Origin of the sequence: Roseivirga spongicola (genome assembly GCF_001592965.1) — a bacterium.
Classification (GTDB): Bacteria; Bacteroidota; Bacteroidia; order Cytophagales; family Cyclobacteriaceae; genus Roseivirga; species Roseivirga spongicola.
On sequence record NZ_LRPC01000031.1, the window covers coordinates 18,908 to 36,051 of the forward strand.

18 protein-coding genes are annotated in these 17,144 nt (G+C 38.9%); 4 read left to right on the plus strand and 14 right to left on the minus strand.

Going from position 1 to position 17,144, the window contains the following annotated elements; genetic code table 11:
- Positions 1-19: 19 nt before the first annotated feature.
- The 6 genes from AWW68_RS18420 to AWW68_RS18445 all read right to left on the minus strand — a co-directional run bounded on the left by AWW68_RS18420 (position 20) and on the right by AWW68_RS18445 (position 6,768).
- On the minus strand, positions 20-1,366 hold the full coding sequence (locus AWW68_RS18420; RefSeq protein ID WP_068224810.1) for a BamA/TamA family outer membrane protein: 1,347 nt from the start codon (positions 1,364-1,366) through the stop codon (positions 20-22).
- Positions 1,367-1,448: 82 nt separating this feature from the next.
- Complete coding sequence (locus tag AWW68_RS18425) at positions 1,449-2,552, minus strand: prolipoprotein diacylglyceryl transferase (protein WP_245660272.1); 1,104 nt, start codon at positions 2,550-2,552, stop codon at positions 1,449-1,451.
- 114 nt (positions 2,553-2,666) lie between these two features.
- Positions 2,667-4,508 (minus strand): NAD(+) synthase, encoded by a 1,842-nt coding sequence (gene nadE, locus AWW68_RS18430; RefSeq protein WP_068224814.1) that lies wholly within the window; start codon positions 4,506-4,508, stop codon positions 2,667-2,669.
- Positions 4,505-5,254 carry a ribonuclease III gene (gene rnc, locus AWW68_RS18435; RefSeq protein ID WP_068224815.1) on the minus strand — a complete coding sequence of 250 codons (750 nt, stop codon included), beginning with the start codon at positions 5,252-5,254 and terminating at the stop codon, positions 4,505-4,507. Before rnc ends, nadE begins: the two co-directional genes overlap by 4 nt.
- A 2-nt stretch (positions 5,255-5,256) precedes the next feature.
- Entirely contained in the window at positions 5,257-6,507 is a 1,251-nt protein-coding gene (fabF, locus tag AWW68_RS18440) for a beta-ketoacyl-ACP synthase II (RefSeq protein ID WP_068224817.1), read from the minus strand.
- Between the two features lie 21 nt (positions 6,508-6,528).
- The gene (locus tag AWW68_RS18445; protein ID WP_068224820.1) at positions 6,529-6,768 is read right to left on the minus strand and encodes an acyl carrier protein; all 240 of its coding nucleotides are present in this window, start codon (positions 6,766-6,768) and stop codon (positions 6,529-6,531) included.
- A gap of 111 nt (positions 6,769-6,879) precedes the next feature.
- Between AWW68_RS18445 and AWW68_RS18450 the strand changes: the two genes are divergently transcribed.
- The gene (locus AWW68_RS18450; protein WP_068224821.1) at positions 6,880-7,308 is read left to right on the plus strand and encodes an IPExxxVDY family protein; all 429 of its coding nucleotides are present in this window, start codon (positions 6,880-6,882) and stop codon (positions 7,306-7,308) included.
- 2 nt (positions 7,309-7,310) lie between these two features.
- Positions 7,311-8,744: a pyruvate kinase gene (gene pyk / locus AWW68_RS18455; protein WP_068224822.1), complete on the plus strand. Its 1,434-nt coding sequence runs from the start codon at positions 7,311-7,313 to the stop codon at positions 8,742-8,744.
- Positions 8,745-8,750: 6 nt separating this feature from the next.
- Here pyk and AWW68_RS18460 read toward each other — a convergent pair whose 3' ends face one another.
- The 4 genes from AWW68_RS18460 to AWW68_RS18475 are packed head-to-tail and all read right to left on the minus strand — an operon-like array spanning position 8,751 to position 10,923.
- A complete protein-coding gene (locus AWW68_RS18460; RefSeq protein ID WP_068224824.1) occupies positions 8,751-9,512 on the minus strand; it encodes an MBL fold metallo-hydrolase in 762 nt (253 codons plus the stop codon).
- A complete protein-coding gene (locus tag AWW68_RS18465) occupies positions 9,509-9,784 on the minus strand; it encodes a hypothetical protein (protein WP_068224826.1) in 276 nt (91 codons plus the stop codon). Before AWW68_RS18465 ends, AWW68_RS18460 begins: the two co-directional genes overlap by 4 nt.
- A complete protein-coding gene (locus tag AWW68_RS18470) occupies positions 9,784-10,167 on the minus strand; it encodes a response regulator (protein WP_068224827.1) in 384 nt (127 codons plus the stop codon). The genes AWW68_RS18465 and AWW68_RS18470 overlap by 1 nt, the downstream gene beginning before the upstream one ends.
- Before the next feature lie 3 nt (positions 10,168-10,170).
- On the minus strand, positions 10,171-10,923 hold the full coding sequence (locus AWW68_RS18475; RefSeq protein WP_068224828.1) for a response regulator: 753 nt from the start codon (positions 10,921-10,923) through the stop codon (positions 10,171-10,173).
- 43 nt (positions 10,924-10,966) lie between these two features.
- Between AWW68_RS18475 and miaA the strand changes: the two genes are divergently transcribed.
- Positions 10,967-11,884: a tRNA (adenosine(37)-N6)-dimethylallyltransferase MiaA gene (miaA, locus tag AWW68_RS18480; protein ID WP_068224830.1), complete on the plus strand. Its 918-nt coding sequence runs from the start codon at positions 10,967-10,969 to the stop codon at positions 11,882-11,884.
- Here miaA and AWW68_RS18485 read toward each other — a convergent pair.
- Positions 11,871-12,317, minus strand: coding sequence for a hypothetical protein (locus tag AWW68_RS18485; protein WP_157717724.1), 447 nt, complete (start codon positions 12,315-12,317; stop codon positions 11,871-11,873). The genes miaA and AWW68_RS18485 overlap by 14 nt on opposite strands.
- 108 nt (positions 12,318-12,425) lie before the next feature.
- Between AWW68_RS18485 and AWW68_RS18490 the strand changes: the two genes are divergently transcribed.
- On the plus strand, positions 12,426-13,700 hold the full coding sequence (locus tag AWW68_RS18490; RefSeq protein WP_068224834.1) for a glycosyltransferase family protein: 1,275 nt from the start codon (positions 12,426-12,428) through the stop codon (positions 13,698-13,700).
- Here AWW68_RS18490 and AWW68_RS18495 read toward each other — a convergent pair.
- The 3 genes from AWW68_RS18495 to AWW68_RS18505 form a co-directional block, all read right to left on the minus strand.
- Positions 13,686-15,161 carry an oligosaccharide flippase family protein gene (locus AWW68_RS18495; RefSeq protein WP_068224836.1) on the minus strand — a complete coding sequence of 492 codons (1,476 nt, stop codon included), beginning with the start codon at positions 15,159-15,161 and terminating at the stop codon, positions 13,686-13,688. The genes AWW68_RS18490 and AWW68_RS18495 overlap by 15 nt on opposite strands.
- Before the next feature lie 169 nt (positions 15,162-15,330).
- Positions 15,331-15,858 (minus strand): methyltransferase domain-containing protein, encoded by a 528-nt coding sequence (locus AWW68_RS18500; protein WP_068224838.1) that lies wholly within the window; start codon positions 15,856-15,858, stop codon positions 15,331-15,333.
- Positions 15,858-17,090 (minus strand): glycosyltransferase family 4 protein, encoded by a 1,233-nt coding sequence (locus tag AWW68_RS18505; RefSeq protein WP_185101302.1) that lies wholly within the window; start codon positions 17,088-17,090, stop codon positions 15,858-15,860. Before AWW68_RS18505 ends, AWW68_RS18500 begins: the two co-directional genes overlap by 1 nt.
- Between the last annotated feature and the right edge of the window lie 54 nt (positions 17,091-17,144).

Genomic DNA, 17,144 nt, shown 5'->3' on the forward strand with positions numbered 1-17,144 from the left:
AAAGAAAAGGAGGGTTGTCTTAAAGAGCCGACCTAAAATTCACGAAGAAGCCTGTATCTCCCTCTCTATTCATACTGTACTCGAAACGTACTACAAAATCATATAGAGTAACCAAGTCTACACCTACACCTACACTTCCAATCCACTTGTTATTGTAGAAATTGTTAGAGTTAGACTCTAGAGGGTCACCAGCATAACCAGTATCCATAAATACCTTTAGGTAAAAAGCATAGGGGAGCGCCCTAAACTGTTCTATCATGCTTCTTCGGTTGAGCTGTTTCATTCCTTTCAAAATTTGAAATCGCATAGAGGTGCGGTAGGAGGTAAGAAAGTCGCTCTCTACCACATAGCGTTCATAGCCACGGATAAAGTTCGGGCTGTAGCCAAAACCTGCACGTACTAAATAAGGAATCTCGTCTGTAAAAGTTTTGTAGACATCTATTGAATTAGCCCATGAGAGCTTCTGGCCTATAGGAGTATAGGTAGAAAACTCCACCCTTGTAGTGAGCATGTTGATGTCGTCAAAAATGCCTAGCCCTAGTTGATTAACACTACCTGTAAACCTATTTCCTTTGAGTGGGTAGGCTACATAATCTCGGTTGTCATGGTTGTAAGTATAAGAGAAGACAAAATACTCTTGCAAGTTAGCGTCTACCTGAAAATAATCGTTGTTGAGCTGGTAAACTGTATCAGCAATAGAAGTTCTACTATAACCCAAAGAGAACGAATGCCTATTGTAGAAGGAAGGTCTAAAGGTGAGTGTTCCACTGGTAGAAAATAAACGCCTTATAGTGTTTTCGCTCTCCACAAACTGTAACCTATGACCATCAGAAGCGTAACTCACGGCTTTGTTTGTGGCAAAGGAGGTTGAAATATTTAGGCCAGTGGTTTGAGCTTTATTGATGTATGGTATAGAGTATTGAAAGGCATATTGCTTGGTAAACCCGAATTGTGCTTTCAGAACAAGTCTATCATTTCTGCCAGAAAAATTGAGGTGATAAAGCTGAGCTCCATAATTTACCCTTGAGAAGTCTCTGTTTTGATTTACCCACCACTCAGTGAAATTTCTATCTGACAGTTTGAAGATGGGGGCTGGGAAAACATACCATCTTTCTTGAACCCTTACTAGTACCTCTACATTATTAGGAGATAAGAATAATGGTACTAGTTCAACAGTTTGAAAAAGTCGGGTGTTGATAAGCTTTTGTTTGTCTAGTTCAACTGACTCGGCAAAGTCTTTCATCTTTAGGGTTTGGCCTTCTTCAAAGTTCAATTCCCTTAAAATGATAGAGTTGCGAGTTTTTTTGTTGCCTATAATATAGATTTTCCCAATAGTGACGTCAGTTTCCGGGTCTATATCCGGCATAGTATTTTGAGAAAGGCAGTCAAGGTTGAAACACAAACAACACAGTACCAACAAAAACAATCTTGACAATGTATTCAGCACGCTAATCTTTAGCTTTCTTAGATAGTATAATGACTCTTATTACCAAGAATACCCCTATCAATACTAGAGGAATACTCAAGAGTTGACCCATATTGAAGGTCATAGAATCCTCGAAAGCTACCTGATTCTCTTTGAAAGTTTCATGGAACCAACGCAATCCGAAAATCCAGATTAGGAATATACCAAAAAAGAGTCCTTCTGGTGTCTTTTCTTTCCATTTAAACCAAAGCCCAAGTAAAATTAAGAATAGAATTACGCATGTAGCCGATTCATAAAGCTGTGCAGGGTATCTGCTTATTCCCCAGGTATGCACAACAGCTTGCATTTTTCTATCTACTAAAGAAAGCTCAAAATCTAATGGCCCACTCGGTTGAGAATAGTGCTCGGTTATGGCTGGGTCAGACATGAGCATTCTGCGTACGCCTGTATTGATAATATTACTTGCTTGCTCTTCGCTAATCTGTCTGTTTTCGAATACTATAGTCAGGTCTACAGGTACAATACCTGCCTCTAGGTTTTCTCTAGATTCTCCCTTTGAAGCTTCTACAGATTCAAACCCTAGTTCAGCTTTTTCTAGTCTTTCTTCGGCCACCCGACCAAAAACAACACCATAATCTGAACCAGTAGGCTTACCAATAATTTCAGAGTTCACAAAGTTTCCAAAGCGAATGAAAGCACCAGCAAGAGCTACCGTAATCACAATTCTATCGACAATCCAAAGATAGCTTTGCCCTTGTCTTCGTTTTTTAGTGAATTTCAGCGGGAATATGGATTTTCTGGTTGAAACCACATAGTTGCTGTAGAGGTAAAGAGCGATAGGAATACAGATGGCTGCTCCGTGGCTAGCCAAACCACCTTCCCAAGTTCTAAAGAACATTAATGGGTCGGCCAAGAAGCGCTCTGGCTCATAAAAAATTAAATGGCCCAATCTAGCTCCAATAATGGTAGCCAAAATCATATGCACCGAAAGGGTGTCTACATTCAATGGGTTTTTACCTTCCTTTTTGAAGATGTAAACCATTATTTGGTAACCAAAAATAAATCCGGCTGCAAATAATACGCTATACCAAACCGGTGGTTGAATTCCTTTTATGATCTCTCGCATGGGGTCCCACACGATGTACGATAGTATAGATAGATTGAGCATGGAGCAAATATATACGAAATGCTCGAAGCTCTTAGATTACTAGCTTATAAAGCCTAAAGTTTAACAATAGATTTACAGCTCTTGCAACTCTTCTACAAAGCCAGCAGATAAAATAGGGAATCTACACCAAGTTCTAGGGTCTACATTAAACTCGTCTAAATGAAAAGCAGGAGCCAAGCGTTCTCTCTTCCATTGGTTGCGGCTCCAAAGCTGATAGAATTTTTTGATGTGCTGTTTGAGTAAGTCTTCAGCTTCTAGGTTGGCATCTTTCAATGCATTGAAAACTTCAAGTGGAGACTTGTGGTCTCTTATTGCGAGTTTTTCGATTTCAACCATAATATGATAAGGCATTAAATCGTCCTCATCGGTTTGCTTTTGGTCTTGAGGTCTTAATTCGGCTGTAGGAGGAAGCTTATTGATGTATTTCAAACCATCATAACCCAATTCGTTTTCTGCATAAACGAGCCATTGGCGAATAAAGTGCTTATCTACTGAAGAGATAGGGGCAAGGCTTCCGCTGGTGTCTCCATCCATGGTTGCGTAGCCAACATCTCCCTCGCTTCTGTTTGATGTAGTGAGTAGGAGGGTGTTTGTGATATTAGTGAGCATCCAGATGATGGGGCTTCTAGATCTTGCTTGAATATTTTGTAAGGCCAGGTCGTCTTGCTCCCAAGTGAGCTCTCTGCCCAGCGCATTTTCAATAATATCTGTATTGGCATTCACCGTGCTGTCAATATTCCAGCTATAGAATTTAGCACCAATGGAGTCGGCCAAGTATTTGGCAGCATTTAAGGTGGTGTCAGAAGAATTAACCGTACCTTGATAAGCCGTATTGAATATAGCTTTAACAATTCCTTTTTCGCTTTTCTCGTTAAGAGTGGCAAAGCCAATGGATTTGCAAAACTCATCTGCTCCGAGGGCAGCAACTCCTCGTTTCACCATTTCTGCAACCATGATTGCACAAGTAGCTGAGTCTGCACCACCACTAAGAGATAACGTGTAACCTTTAGTTCTACTTTTCCTCATATAATCATACAAGGCAAGGGCAGAAGCTTTTGGGAACTCAATCTCTTTAGGCTCAACAGGTGCAATTAATGTTTCGTCTTTCTCAGTAGATTGGTCAGGATAGAAGTCTCCATAAACTAATTGATGCGATTTAAAGCTTAAGAGTTCGTTCCTTAAAAGTATATCGCCTCGTTGTGAAATAAGAATTTCGCCATCGTAAATCATTCTACCAGCCTCATTGCCTAAGAGGTTGGCATAAACATAAGTGCAGTTGAATTCGCTAGAAGATTTTTCGACCAAAGCGATTCTTTCCAAGGTCTTTTTCATAGCAAAATGGCTAGCGCTTGGGTTTAGAATCAGGTTTACGCCTTTCTCTACTAATCTGCAAGCTGGTCTAACATCGCCCCGCCAGGCATCTTCGCAAATTTCTAAGCCAATTTTCCAATCTTCAAAGTCGAATGTAATGTCGCCTATTGGATAGTTTCTACCCTCAATCTCAAACTCTTCTACTAAACCAATTGGCCAAGGGTTGAACCAGCGAGGTTCATAATGAACCCCGTCTAGCGCCATGTATTGCTTGGCGTAGATGCCCATTATCTCCTTGTTTTGTACAAGTAGAGAACAGTTATAAAGCGTGCCATTATGTCTTATAGGTAGGTTGAAGGTGGTAAGAAGCCCTTCTGTTTCAGCTATTAATTCAGGAATAAAAGTGAGTGCTTTCTTAGGGAGCCAATCGCTTAGGAATAAATCTTCACAGCCATAACTAGTTATAGAGAGTTCAGGCAAACAAAGTATCTCCACTTTATGCTGTCTAGCTTCTTGAAGTACTTTTTTTAGCCTCTGTATATTGCCTTTCCAATCTAGTGGAGTTTGGTTAACTGTGGCTCCTCCAATTCTGTATTTTCTCATTGCTCCTCAAGCTCTAATTTCAGACAGGCTTCTCTAGCAGCGTCTTGCTCAGCCTTTTTCTTGCTTAAACCATGACCTTTGGCTATTGGTTCGTCATCAATTCTTACCTCCATTATAAATTCTTTATAATGGCCCTTGTCTATGGTTTCTAAATGCTGAAATGATGGAGATTTAGACTGCTTTTGGGTCCACTCAATTAACTTGCTTTTGTAGTTTTTGGTGGTGTTAATAAGCTCTTCAATGTCGAAATGAGGCTTTAGGAGTTTATTTAGAATAAAACTACGGCTGTGCTTAAACCCTTTATCTAAATATATGGCTCCTATAAGTGCTTCTAGGGTGTTGCCGAATAATGATTTATGCGAATTAGGGGTCTTGCGCTTTTTGTCGTAGCGCACAATCTGAGGAACACCTATGGTTCTGGCTACGTTGTTGAGGCTGTCTCGGCTTACAATTCTAGATCGAATTTCAGTAAGAAACCCTTCATCTTTGAAAGGATATCTTTTGAATAGATACTCAGCAACTACTACACTGAGTACGGCATCTCCCAAGTATTCTAGCCTCTCGTTAGATTCTTTAAAACCTCTTTTAACAGATTTTGCCACAGAAGTGTGTTGTGTGGCAATCTTGTAGGGTTTTAAATTATAAGGCTTACTGCCTGCTATCATTTTGATAGAGGCAATAAGCGCTTTGTCTTCTTTACTATAGGAAATAAATACGGACTTGATACGGTTTACAAACAACCGCACTTTTAGTCGATTTTACGGAAAACTACCGATGTATTGTGACCACCGAAACCAAATGTATTACTTACTGCTGCGTTAACAGTTCTTTTCTGAGCTTTGTTGAACGTAAAGTTCAGCTTAGGGTCGAACCTGTCATCATCAGTAAAATGATTGATAGTTGGTGGTACAATCTGATCTTTGATTGCCATTACACTTGCAATAGCCTCGATAGCTCCAGCAGCTCCCAAAAGGTGTCCTGTCATAGACTTGGTAGAGCTTATGTTTAGTTTATAAGCATGCTCTCCAAACACCTTTTCAATGGCCACGGCTTCAGAAACGTCACCAAGTGGGGTAGACGTACCATGAACATTGATGTAATCAATTTCTTCTGGCTTCATATAAGCATCTTCCAGAGCGTTGATCATTACATTCTCAGCTCCCAATCCTTCTGGGTGTGGGGCTGTTATATGATAAGCATCGGCCGACATGCCACCACCTACTAATTCAGCGTAGATTTTGGCTCCTCTTGCCTTTGCGTGCTCATATTCTTCTAAGATCAGTGCTCCAGCACCTTCTCCAAGAACAAATCCATCTCTATCTTTATCAAAAGGTCGCGATGCAGTTTCAGGAGAATCATTTCTCTCAGAAAGGGCTTTCATCGCGTTAAAACCTCCCATTCCTGCTTCAGTTACAGAAGCTTCAGAACCACCGGTAATCATAACATTCGCTTTACCTAGTTTAATGTAGGTCATGGCGTCTATCATGGCATTGGTAGCAGAAGCACAAGCCGATACTGTTACAAAGTTTGGTCCGTGAAAACCGTATTTGATAGAAATCATTCCTGCAGAAATATCTGCGATCATTTTCGGAATGAAGAAAGGATTGAATCTAGGAGTTCCATCACCCTGTGCAAATGAAGCAACTTCTTCCTGAAAAGTTCTTAAACCACCAATTCCTGAACCCCAGATAACTCCAGCTTTCAATTTATTGATGGAATCTAAGTCTAAACCTGAGTCTACAATGGCCTCATCGGCAGTAATCATTGCGTACTGCGTAAAGAGATCCATTTTACGAGCCTCTTTTCTGTCAAAGAAATCGTTAGGATCGTAACCCTTTACCTCACAGGCAAACTTGGTCTTGAATAATTCAGGATCGAATTTGGTGATTGGTCCGGCACCACTCACACCCTTAATCAAATTATCCCAATAAGTATTGAGATTATTGCCTAGCGGTGTAAGTGCACCTAAACCTGTTACTACAACTCTTTTTAATTGCATAGAGGAGTCGTATGTAAAATGTTATTGCTGAACGTTTGCTTCCAAATAGGATATTGCATCGCCTACCGTTGCGATGTTCTCAGCTTGATCGTCTGGAATTGAAATATTAAACTCTTTCTCGAACTCCATAATCAATTCCACAGTGTCAAGGGAATCAGCGCCAAGATCGTTAGTGAAGCTAGCCTCAGGAGTAACTTCAGAATCTTCAACACCTAATTTATCAATAATAATACCCTTAACTTTTGATGCGATTTCTGACATTTTGGTTAATATTTAGTTAAAACTCGATGCAAAGAAATGCAATTCTGCCCACATGTCAAACAAAATTTTTAATCTTGTCCTAGGCGGCTAAAAGCCCTAATTTTGCCCTATATGGCTAAAAATAAGCTACAAGTTACTTACGATTTCGACTTTCTTTTATTGGCTGTCAACGCAAGTGTGAAGCCGTATAAACTCGCATGGTCTTTAAATAAGGAGTTAGGCCTGAACCTGATGAAATCTGAGAATATAGAAATAGGCTTTACTCAAACTAAGAGTCTGTCTATTCAGAATTTTGCAAATATCACTGATTTCCAAACAGTTCGGCTCATTAGGAATAAGGCTGAAGATGTGAATGGAAGCTTCAGTGGTTTTTTATTGCCAGAGCTTAAAAACTTTGACTATTTGATTCTTTTGGAAAACGAAAGCATTACTTTCAATGAGAATGTTTTCATAAGCGAAATCAAACAAATACCTTTCGTGCAATTTGTATCAAAAATTAATACTCAATCATTAAAGTCTAAGGATAACCTTATCTTCTAAAAATGGGGCAAGCTATACATTCTAAGAGGGCCAAAATTGTTGCTACAGTTGGTCCAGCCAGTCAATCAAAAGATGTTTTAAAAGAACTTGTATTAGCCGGTGTAAACGTTTTCCGGTTAAATTTCTCGCATGGAGAACATGAAACTCATGCAGGTGTAGTTCAAAGAATTCGAGAGGTAAATGAAGAGTTAGGAACGCACGTTTCTATTCTACAAGATTTGCAAGGACCGAAAATCAGAGTTGAAAAGGTTGAAGATGGTGAGGTGTTTATTGAGCCGGGTGAAGACCTTATAATAACTACAGAAAGCCTTCTAGGAACATCTAAGAAAGTAAGTACTTCTTACCAAGACTTGCCGAAAGATGTAAAGGTTGGAGATGTTGTACTTATTGATGATGGAAACCTAGAATTGTTCGTAAAGAGCATAAATGGCAATGAGGTTACTTGCGAAGTAAAGTATGGTGGCTCTTTGAAGTCTAGAAAAGGAATTAACCTTCCTTTTACAGAAGTTTCTGCACCAGCACTTACCGAGAAAGATAAGAAGGATTTGGAGTTTGGTATTGCGCAGGAGGTAGACTGGATTGCTCTATCGTTTGTAAGAACGGCTGCTGATATTCTAGATCTAAAAGAGCGTATTAAGAAAGCAGGAAAAGATATTAGGGTTGTGGCTAAGATTGAGAAGCCTGAAGCCCTCAAGAATATCGATGAGATTATTGCAGCTTCTGATGCACTTATGGTGGCTAGAGGCGACCTAGGGGTTGAGATTGTGATGGAAGAAGTTCCAATGGCTCAGAAGATGATGGTTGAAAAATGTAACAGAGCTGCCAAGCCCGTTATTATTGCCACTCAGATGATGGAGAGCATGATTAGTAATCCTAGACCAACTAGAGCTGAAACTAATGATGTTGCTAATGGAATTTTGGATGGAGCCGATGCCGTAATGCTTTCAGCAGAAACTGCAGCGGGTAAGTATCCTGTAGAAACTGTAAATTATATGGCTAGAACTATCTCTTCAGTAGAGTCTTCGGCCAAAATCTACGATAAATTCCAAGACCCTAACCCTAATAGCGATACTTTCATGAATGACAACGTAATGTTGGCAGCTACTAAGTTGAGCGAGCAAGTTGAGGCAAAAGGTATAACAGGCAACACGGTTTCGGGATATACTGCTTTTAAATTATCATCGCACAGGCCGCACGCTAAGATTTTTATCTTCACAGCAAATAAGAAGTTGTTGACTAAGCTTGGTTTGGTTTGGGGTGTTGAAGCCTTCTTTTATGATAGTAAACAGTCCACAGATCAGACTTTTAAAGATCAGGAAGATATACTTAAAGCAGCAGGTTGTCTTTCTACTGGAGATGTGTTCATTACCACGGCAAGTATGCCAATCCACGATTTAGGTAGAACAAACACCTTGAAAATTAATGTGGTAGACTAAATGGGCTTAAAGCTCTATTTTTAGTCCATCATAAGCTATAGAAACATGATCAGGGAGTTGTGAGTCAACTTCCTGATGTTTTCCCATCTTATGGCTAAGGTGAGTTAGGTAGGTTTTTTCTGCTCCAATTTTTTCTGCCATTTCTAAGGCTTCATCTAGTGTTAAATGACTTAAATGGTCTGTCTTTTGGAGCGCATTTAAAATAACCACTTTACTGCCTCTAATTTTTTCTATAGATTCTTCCGATATGGTTTTGGCATCTGTAATATATGTGAAGTCTTTAATGCGATAGCCATAGACAGGCAGCCTATAATGCATGACTTCAATAGGCGTTATCTCAACATTATCTATTAAGAACGGAGAGCCATCTAGTGCTTTCATTTCAACCTGAGGTACACCAGGATATTTCTTCTCTGCAAAAACATAAGAGAACTCCTGTTTTAATTGATTGAGCACCCTAGGGTCACCATAAATTGGCATATCCTTTTTTTGAAGGAAGTTGAATGATCTAATGTCATCCATTCCTGCAGTATGATCTTTGTGCTCGTGGGTAAAAATAAGTGCGTCTAACGACTTCACTCGCTCCCTTAAGACCTGCTGACGAAAATCTGGCCCAGAATCTATTACAATACTCTTGCCACTGGTTTCAATATGAATGGAAGAGCGCAGTCGCTTATCCCTATAATCTAAAGAGGTGCAAACTGGGCAATCGCAGCCTATAACTGGTACGCCTTGTGAAGTTCCGGATCCGAGTACGGTTACAATCACAGTTCTAAAGTGGTTTGGGAGAGTTCCATAAACAGCTTAGCGTTTTTCTCGCTAAGGTGCTTATGGTCAATGTCAATAGATTTTAAAATGTCAATGAGGCAATTTACTTTGCCTTCTGTAGTATAGTATTTGTTTACAATAGCAATTCTGGTGTCTTTAAGAACACAATAACCAGACTTAAAGTTGCCCTTTTCGTAGCGCAAAACGTAGTCTGATTCTGCGAATATATCTTCTAGTTTACTTAAGAAATGCTTTGTATACTTTACCGACATTAATTGTTTTGAGTGTATTTCTTAACCAGCTCAATTAACTTATCATAATCAAGTGGTTTTTGAATGTATTCGTTCATTCCTGCCTCATAAAATTCGGAAACAGGTAGGTTTTTAGCATTGCCTGAAATTCCTATAATAGGAATCTGAGCCTTCTTGGTTTTTCCTGCTCTAATTCTCTTGGTAGCCTCTAATCCACTAAGTTTAGGAAGGTTAATGTCCATAATTACCAAGTCGAAGTCTTCGGCTTCGAATTTATCTAGAACACTTTGCCCGTCTTTGGCAGAGGTGATTTTACAGTTCTCAAACAAGAGAATTTTCTTAAGTAAGTTCTGAATCACAGAGCTATCCTCTGCTACTAGAACTTTTTTAAATTCTAAAGTCATAATTTAGTCAATATTTAACAGTCTCTGGTAGTCTCGTAAAAGGAAGTCGGTGTATTCAAAAAAATCATCAAGGTCTGATTCAGCCATTTCAAACCTTTTTTCTTTAATGTGAGCTTCAATTTTTGCAGCTTTAGATGAAAGCAAGTTAAAGCCGAATGAGCCGGAATTTCCTTTTATATTGTGCAAGATACTTAAAATTTCAGCATGCTTATTAGCACTCCTTAAAAATGCGATAGATTGAAGACTGGCTTTGGTTTCCTCAATAAATTCATCAATCAAACTCAAAAGAGATTCTTCATCTGTAAACCGCAATAGGTCTTTAAGAATACCCTTGTCAACATGTTCCATCATTACATGGTTTCCCTCCGTTACAATTTCTGAGTGATTATTGATCCAATAACTCAAGGTATCGATCAGAACATTGGGCTTAACAGGCTTGGCAATGTAATCATTAAAGCCAAAAGCAATGATTTGCTTTTTATCCGTTAAATCTGAAAAAGCTGTAATAGCCAAAATAGGACAATCTAGGTTGAAAAGTGCTTTGATTTGCCTGAAACACTCAAAACCGTCCATTTCAGGCATTTGAATGTCTATCAAAATGAGGTCAACCTCTTTTACCTTTAACTCTTCAAGCGCTTCAAACCCACTAGACGTAATGAGCGGCTCAAACCCGTTATGTGAAAGTACAGTTTTTAAGTACTTCCTATTAACCTCATTATCGTCAATTACTAGTATTGTGCCAGGTGTTTTGTTCATTTTGAAATTCCAATTATAATATATTTGTCCCTTAGATTACTAAATGGAAACACTTAAAAAGTATTTAACCTGTATTGTAGGGCCAACTGCTGTAGGTAAAACGTCAACAGCTATAAAAGTTGCCCAATTTTTAAATACTGAAATAATTTCTGCCGACTCTCGACAGTTCTACAAAGAGTTGGAAATTGGAACCGCTAAACCAGATGCTTTGGAGCTTTCAGAAGCCAAGCACCATTTAGTAAACTCACTTTCTATTCATGATGAATACGATGTAGGGCAGTTTGAAGGGGATGCTCTAGCCATTATTAATCAAGTTCATGAGAGAAATAATTCAGTTGTAATGGTTGGAGGTTCTGGTCTTTTCATTGATGCTGTTTGTAATGGACTCGATGAATTCCCTGAAATAGAAGATGGCTTAAGAGATACCTTAAATGATGAGTTTAAGCAAAATGGGTTACAGCGGCTAGTTGATGAACTCGAGGGCAAAGACCCAGAATATTGGAGTATAGTAGATCGTAAGAACCCTCAGCGAATAATTAGAGCATTAGAGGTGATCCGTTCTACAGGCAAGAAGTTTTCAGACTTCCGTAAACGATCTAAGAAGGAGCGTCCTTTCGAGGTTATAAAGATTGGACTTACCATGGAGAGAGAACAACTTTATGGTAGAATAGATAGGCGAATGGATATTATGATTGAGCAAGGCTTGTTTGAAGAAGCCAAGCAATTCATTCCTTATAAAAGCCTTAATGCATTACAAACTGTCGGCTACCAAGAGATATTTCCTTATCTGGAAGGAGATTATGACTATGCAGAAGCGGTAAGGTTGCTAAAACGAAACTCTAGGAGATATGCCAAGCGACAGCTAACTTGGTTTCGGAAAGACGAATCTGTAGAGTGGTTTGAGCCATCTAAGACAGAACAGATATTGGATTATATAGATCAGAAGATTAGAAAGGCTTAAAACCGAAGATAGCAGCAACGGTTTTGGCAGGAGCTTTTGATATAAAGCGGTTATATTCATTTGCTTTACTCTTTAGGCTGCTCATTAAGTCTTTTTGTTTGCTATTGTAAAGTCTTAGTTTTTCAGCAAGTTCTGAATCTGTTGTTTTTTGTGCTGCACTATCTACTTCCTCAATAAACTCTTCTTCTTTTTTATAACTCTGAAACCTATCTGTTGAAGTTCTTTTAAACTTTTCGGCCAAATCACTCAGTTCTGAGTTTGGATGTTGGGCGTCATAGGTTAATACAAGCTGTTTTCTTTCTCTGCTGTTGGCCGCCATATGGTCAATTACACTGGTTAGATTAGCCTTTCGTGGTTTAATCTGATTGTAGGTATATATGGTGTAAAGAAGAATAAGTCCTAAAAGAGCGACAAAGATTGGAAGAAAGCCCATGTTTGATTTGTTGAGTTTGACCTGATTTGATGGCTGAAATAATATTTTTTTATTCTTAATTGCAAGCAAACCGAAGCATAGGCTTTAAAAGCGCAATTTTCGAGCAGTTTGGATAATCAACTAAAACCCATTCTCATTGTAACTTATTATTGGCCACCAAGTGGTGGGGCAGGTGTTCAGCGCTGGCTAAAATTCAGTAAGTTCTTACCTGAGTTTGGTTGGAGGCCAATCATATTTACTCCAGAAAACCCAGACTTTGATCTTAAGGATGAATCACTTCTAAAAGACATAAACCCCGAGGTAGAAGTGCTTAAGTTTCCTATATGGGAGCCTTATAGGATTTTTAAGAAGCTCACAGGTCAAAAAGAAATAAAGCAGGGGCAGATTTTAGAATCGTCTAAAAGAAGTTCCTTAAAGAGTCTTGCTATTTGGATTAGAGGGAATCTGTTTGTGCCAGACCCAAGGGTTTTCTGGGTAAAACCTTCCGTGAATTATCTACAGGGAATTCTTGAAACCAACGGAATCAAGCATATTATCACTACAGGGCCACCACATAGCATGCATTTAATTGGTGCTAAATTGAAAATGAAGGTTCCTTCCCTCACTTGGGTGGCCGACTTTCGAGACCCTTGGACACAATGGGAAATACTTCATGAAATGAAGATTTCTAAGCCCATTTGGAAACGTCATAAACAATTGGAGCAACAGGTCTTTAAGGTGGCCAATTCGCTTTTAGTTACGAGTCGTAGTGCAGCAAAAGAATTTGAAGAGCTAGGAGCCAGAAGAGTGAAAGTGATTACTAATGGATTCGATTCTGATGATTTTACTGAAGCAAGTACAAGTGCCAGAGAGGTGAAACTGATAAGTCATATTGGTATGCTGAGTAATCAGCGGAACCCTCAAGTGCTTTGGGAAAGTCTGTCGAAATTAGCTTCAACAGAGAAGTTTCAACTGAAGCTCACGGGTATTATCAGCTCTGAGGTTTTAAACGATATTCAGGCGTTTGAAGGTTTAAAAGACATGATTACTGTTCAAGACTCAATTCCTCATGCAGAACTTTCTGAGCATTATGCAGGATCTGACTTGTTACTCCTAATTCAGACCAAGACAGATAGGCTTCAAACCCAACTGCCAGGTAAACTCTTTGAGTACCTTCAGGCTAAAAAGCCAATTCTCTGTATTGGAGACACCGAAAGCGACTTGGCTCGAATTCTTGCGGAAACAGATGCCGGTGCTTGCTATGCTTATGATGACAAGTTGGGTGTGTTGACCTTCTTAAAGGCTTTCTTTTCAGGTGAATTGCAATTCGAGTTTCAGCATATCGAAAAGTATAATCGCAAAGCCCTTACCGAAGCGCTTTCTAGTTGGTTATCGGAGCTTTAGCTTGGTAAAGACTTGGTTGATTACCCCATTGAATTCTTCAGAAACTTTAAGGCCATAAGTTAACCCTAAGAACACTAGGCTTATGGTGGTAGATCTCACCACGATATCCAAAATAGATGAGTCTAGGCTTGGGAGTAAGGAATTGAGAAGAAGTACTGTACCCGAAATTCCAACCATTTTTAGTGTAGCAATGCTGAAAGGTTGAATGCCAAATTTCATCCATACAAATACATACTTGGTAAGGTTAAAGACCAGCATGGCCAAGAAGGAAGCAATAGCTGCACCTTCTATACCGTAAATAGGTATAAGGAAAGTGTTTAAAACTACCGCTAACAGAGCCAATATGGCTACCGTAATTACATTAAATCTATAGTATTTAGACATTACTATTATTTCCCCATTGGTACCAAAGGCCATATCAGAAAGTTTACCTAAGCCTATAAAAAGCACCACATTAAAACCAGCTATATAGTCTTCGCTATTCGGAATAAAAGAATAGATATTGGTAAGGTTGGCCCAAATACCAATGAGAAGAAGTGAACCAATGAGCAATTGATTAATGGCTGTCTGCTTATAAAGCTTGTTTACGGCAGCCATATCGTTTTTATTGAAAGATTGTGATAACAATGCCGAACTAATTTGGGTGATGGCTCGCTTGGGCATTTCTATAACTACTCCAATAAAGAAGGCAATCGTATAGATTCCATTATTACCTAAACCTTCATATCCGCTAATCATTATATTATCTATTAGCAGTATAATCTGTGTTCCTCCAGCACCAATTAGCGAATAAAAACCATAGTTCATGATTCTCTTTAACTGCCCATTTCTCAGGAAGCTAAAGTCTAATGATACTTGAAGTTCTTTGTTCTTAAGAAAGTTAATAATCAGGCCTATTACAGCAATTCCATGAACAATCAATAAGGAATAAACAAGTTGATTGAAGTTGATAAAGCTAAAGCCATAAAGCACTAAAAAGATGCCTGTGGTCACTCTCAGGCCAATGTCTCTAAAAAAAGTTGGAGCTGTAATTTTCAATAAGCTTCTAGAGTAAGCCTCCAAAAGCTGAAACTGTATAACCAAAAAAGTCAGTAGTAGAGTAAGCTGAAAGTACTCTATAAATAGTGGAGATTCTTGAGAGAAATATCCCACTATGGCGTCTTTAAAAACCAAGGCGGCTCCGCATAGCACAAAAAATCCTAATGTTCCACCTAAGAGTGTAGCTGGCAGAAAGCCCTTTTCATTTTTAAACTCGGGAAAGAATTTAATGAAGCTTTGTGCCAGACCTATTTGCCCAAAAGTTGCTAGGAGGTAAGAGGCACTCTGAATAAGCCTGAATAAACCAACCTGTTCAGTACTTAGAAAATAAGTGTAAAGCCAAAGCACATTTACATAGCCAATAACCACGCCTATATAGGAGATGATTGATGAGCGGATGCTTTGTTTAATTACAATACCCAAAACTGGTGCTTATAAGTTTGAAAGGTAATATTTTGAGCGGAAAGATAGTGGTTGAGAGACAGACATTAACTTACCAATTATGCTAGATGGCTTTTTTCAGCTATGCCCTACAGGTATTGCCCTTAATTACAAAAAAATGAAGAAGGTCAGCTTTACCCAGAGAACCAAACTAGGCTCTCGATGCTTCTACTATATAATATCTAGGAGTCACTTTTCTTAATAATGGTCTGAAACCGATTTTTTTCACTGGACTAGTCCACTTTTCATTTCTTTCAATATTCCATCCCGCCTTTTTCAATAACCAATCGAATTGCCAGTCTTCAAATTCATGAAAGTGTTGATCCCATTCGTCATTTTTGTTTCGGTAGGCTTTGGCAAACCAAAGGCTTAGAGGGACTGAAGCATAGAGTTTAGGAGCTTTAATCTGCTGAAGAATTCCCATAGGGTTAATTAGGTGCTCGAGCACCTCAAAGATAGTCACGGCATCATAGCCCTCTTTTGCAATGATCTCTGGATTAAGGTCGAAGTCTTCACCATAAGCATTGTCAACTTCATAGCCATTGGCTTGAAGGTAGGCCGACATGTCGTTAGGAGTGCCTAAGTCTAGTATTCTACTTCCCTTAGGAAGAGTAGGCTCCAAAAAGTGTAGTGTTTTGACAAACCGATCTCTCTTGGTCTTTTCTTTATTCTTATCCATTATTTGCTATCTATAAGTTCATGATAAAAAGAAGCCAGCTTCTTTCCTTCAGCCTCCCAATTATGCATTTTTTTTGTGGTGCTTAAGAAGCCATTATTACCTAGTTTGGCTGTTAAAGTTGGATTCAAAAACATGCTTTCAATCTTGTTAGCGCAATCTCTTTCATTCTCTGCTTCAAAGACTAAACCGCTTTGCAATTCATCTACGACTCTCTTTAGCGGAGGAGCATCACTAACCAATACTGGCTTGCCAACCAACATTCCCTGATAAAGCTTATGTGGAATGGTGTTATCTGTATGACCATTTCTATTGTGCGGAATAAGGTTTACATCGGCTAAAGCCATATAGGAATAGAATTTTTCGAAAGGCTGATACCCGTTCAGCTTTACCATATGTTCTACACCACAGTTTTGAGCTAGATTTAGTAACCACTTTTCAGTGTCAATAGATAGTTTGCCGGTAATTTCGAGCTTTATCTGTGGGTATTGCTTTAGGTGAGCAAGGGCTTTAATGATTGTGTCTACGCCTCGGTGAGGCCCCACATTGCCAGTATAGGCAAGAATAAAATCATCAGGCTCTTTTTTGTAAACATCATGAAATACCTTTTGATTTAAGAATTCAACACTTTCGCTATTAGTTACAACCGATACCTTATTTGAATCAATATTATGGATTTGTTGAATTCGAGCTTTCATCTCTTCAACAACCACAATTAAATGATCAGCTTTCTCTGCTGCTACCTTTTCAAACTTCAGCCATTTGTCAAAGCCAAAGAAGATCTTGTTCTTCAGCCTGATAACAGGATTTGATTTCCATTGAAACCAGACTTTCAGAGCCTCAGGATAATTCTCATGAAAGTCCAACACTACTTTTGTAGAGTGAAAAAGCCTCTTAAGATTCAGCGCAGTTTTTGCCAAAGGCAAGTCATGAACATGAATGGCTGAGAAATTCTCGGTTCTCATTTTTTGCTTTAGCCTTTTGTAAAATAGAGGCTGATGAAAACCTAAGATTACGAGGGTAATATCCCAAATACCTCTCCAAAAGAAAGATTGAGCCATAGGGACTCTACTCACTTTTATTCCATTTATAACTTCCTCTTGAGCTTCTCCTTTACGCTGTAAACAGATCAGGTGAACTTCAAAACCGGCATCAATTAATGCTGAAGACTCCTTGCTTACCCTAATATCATTAGGGTAGAATTCATGCAGGAGCATACATATCTTCATGTTCATTGTTTCAAATTTATAAGGAGCAACTTTTATTATTGGAAAGAGAGCTCTTTTTTT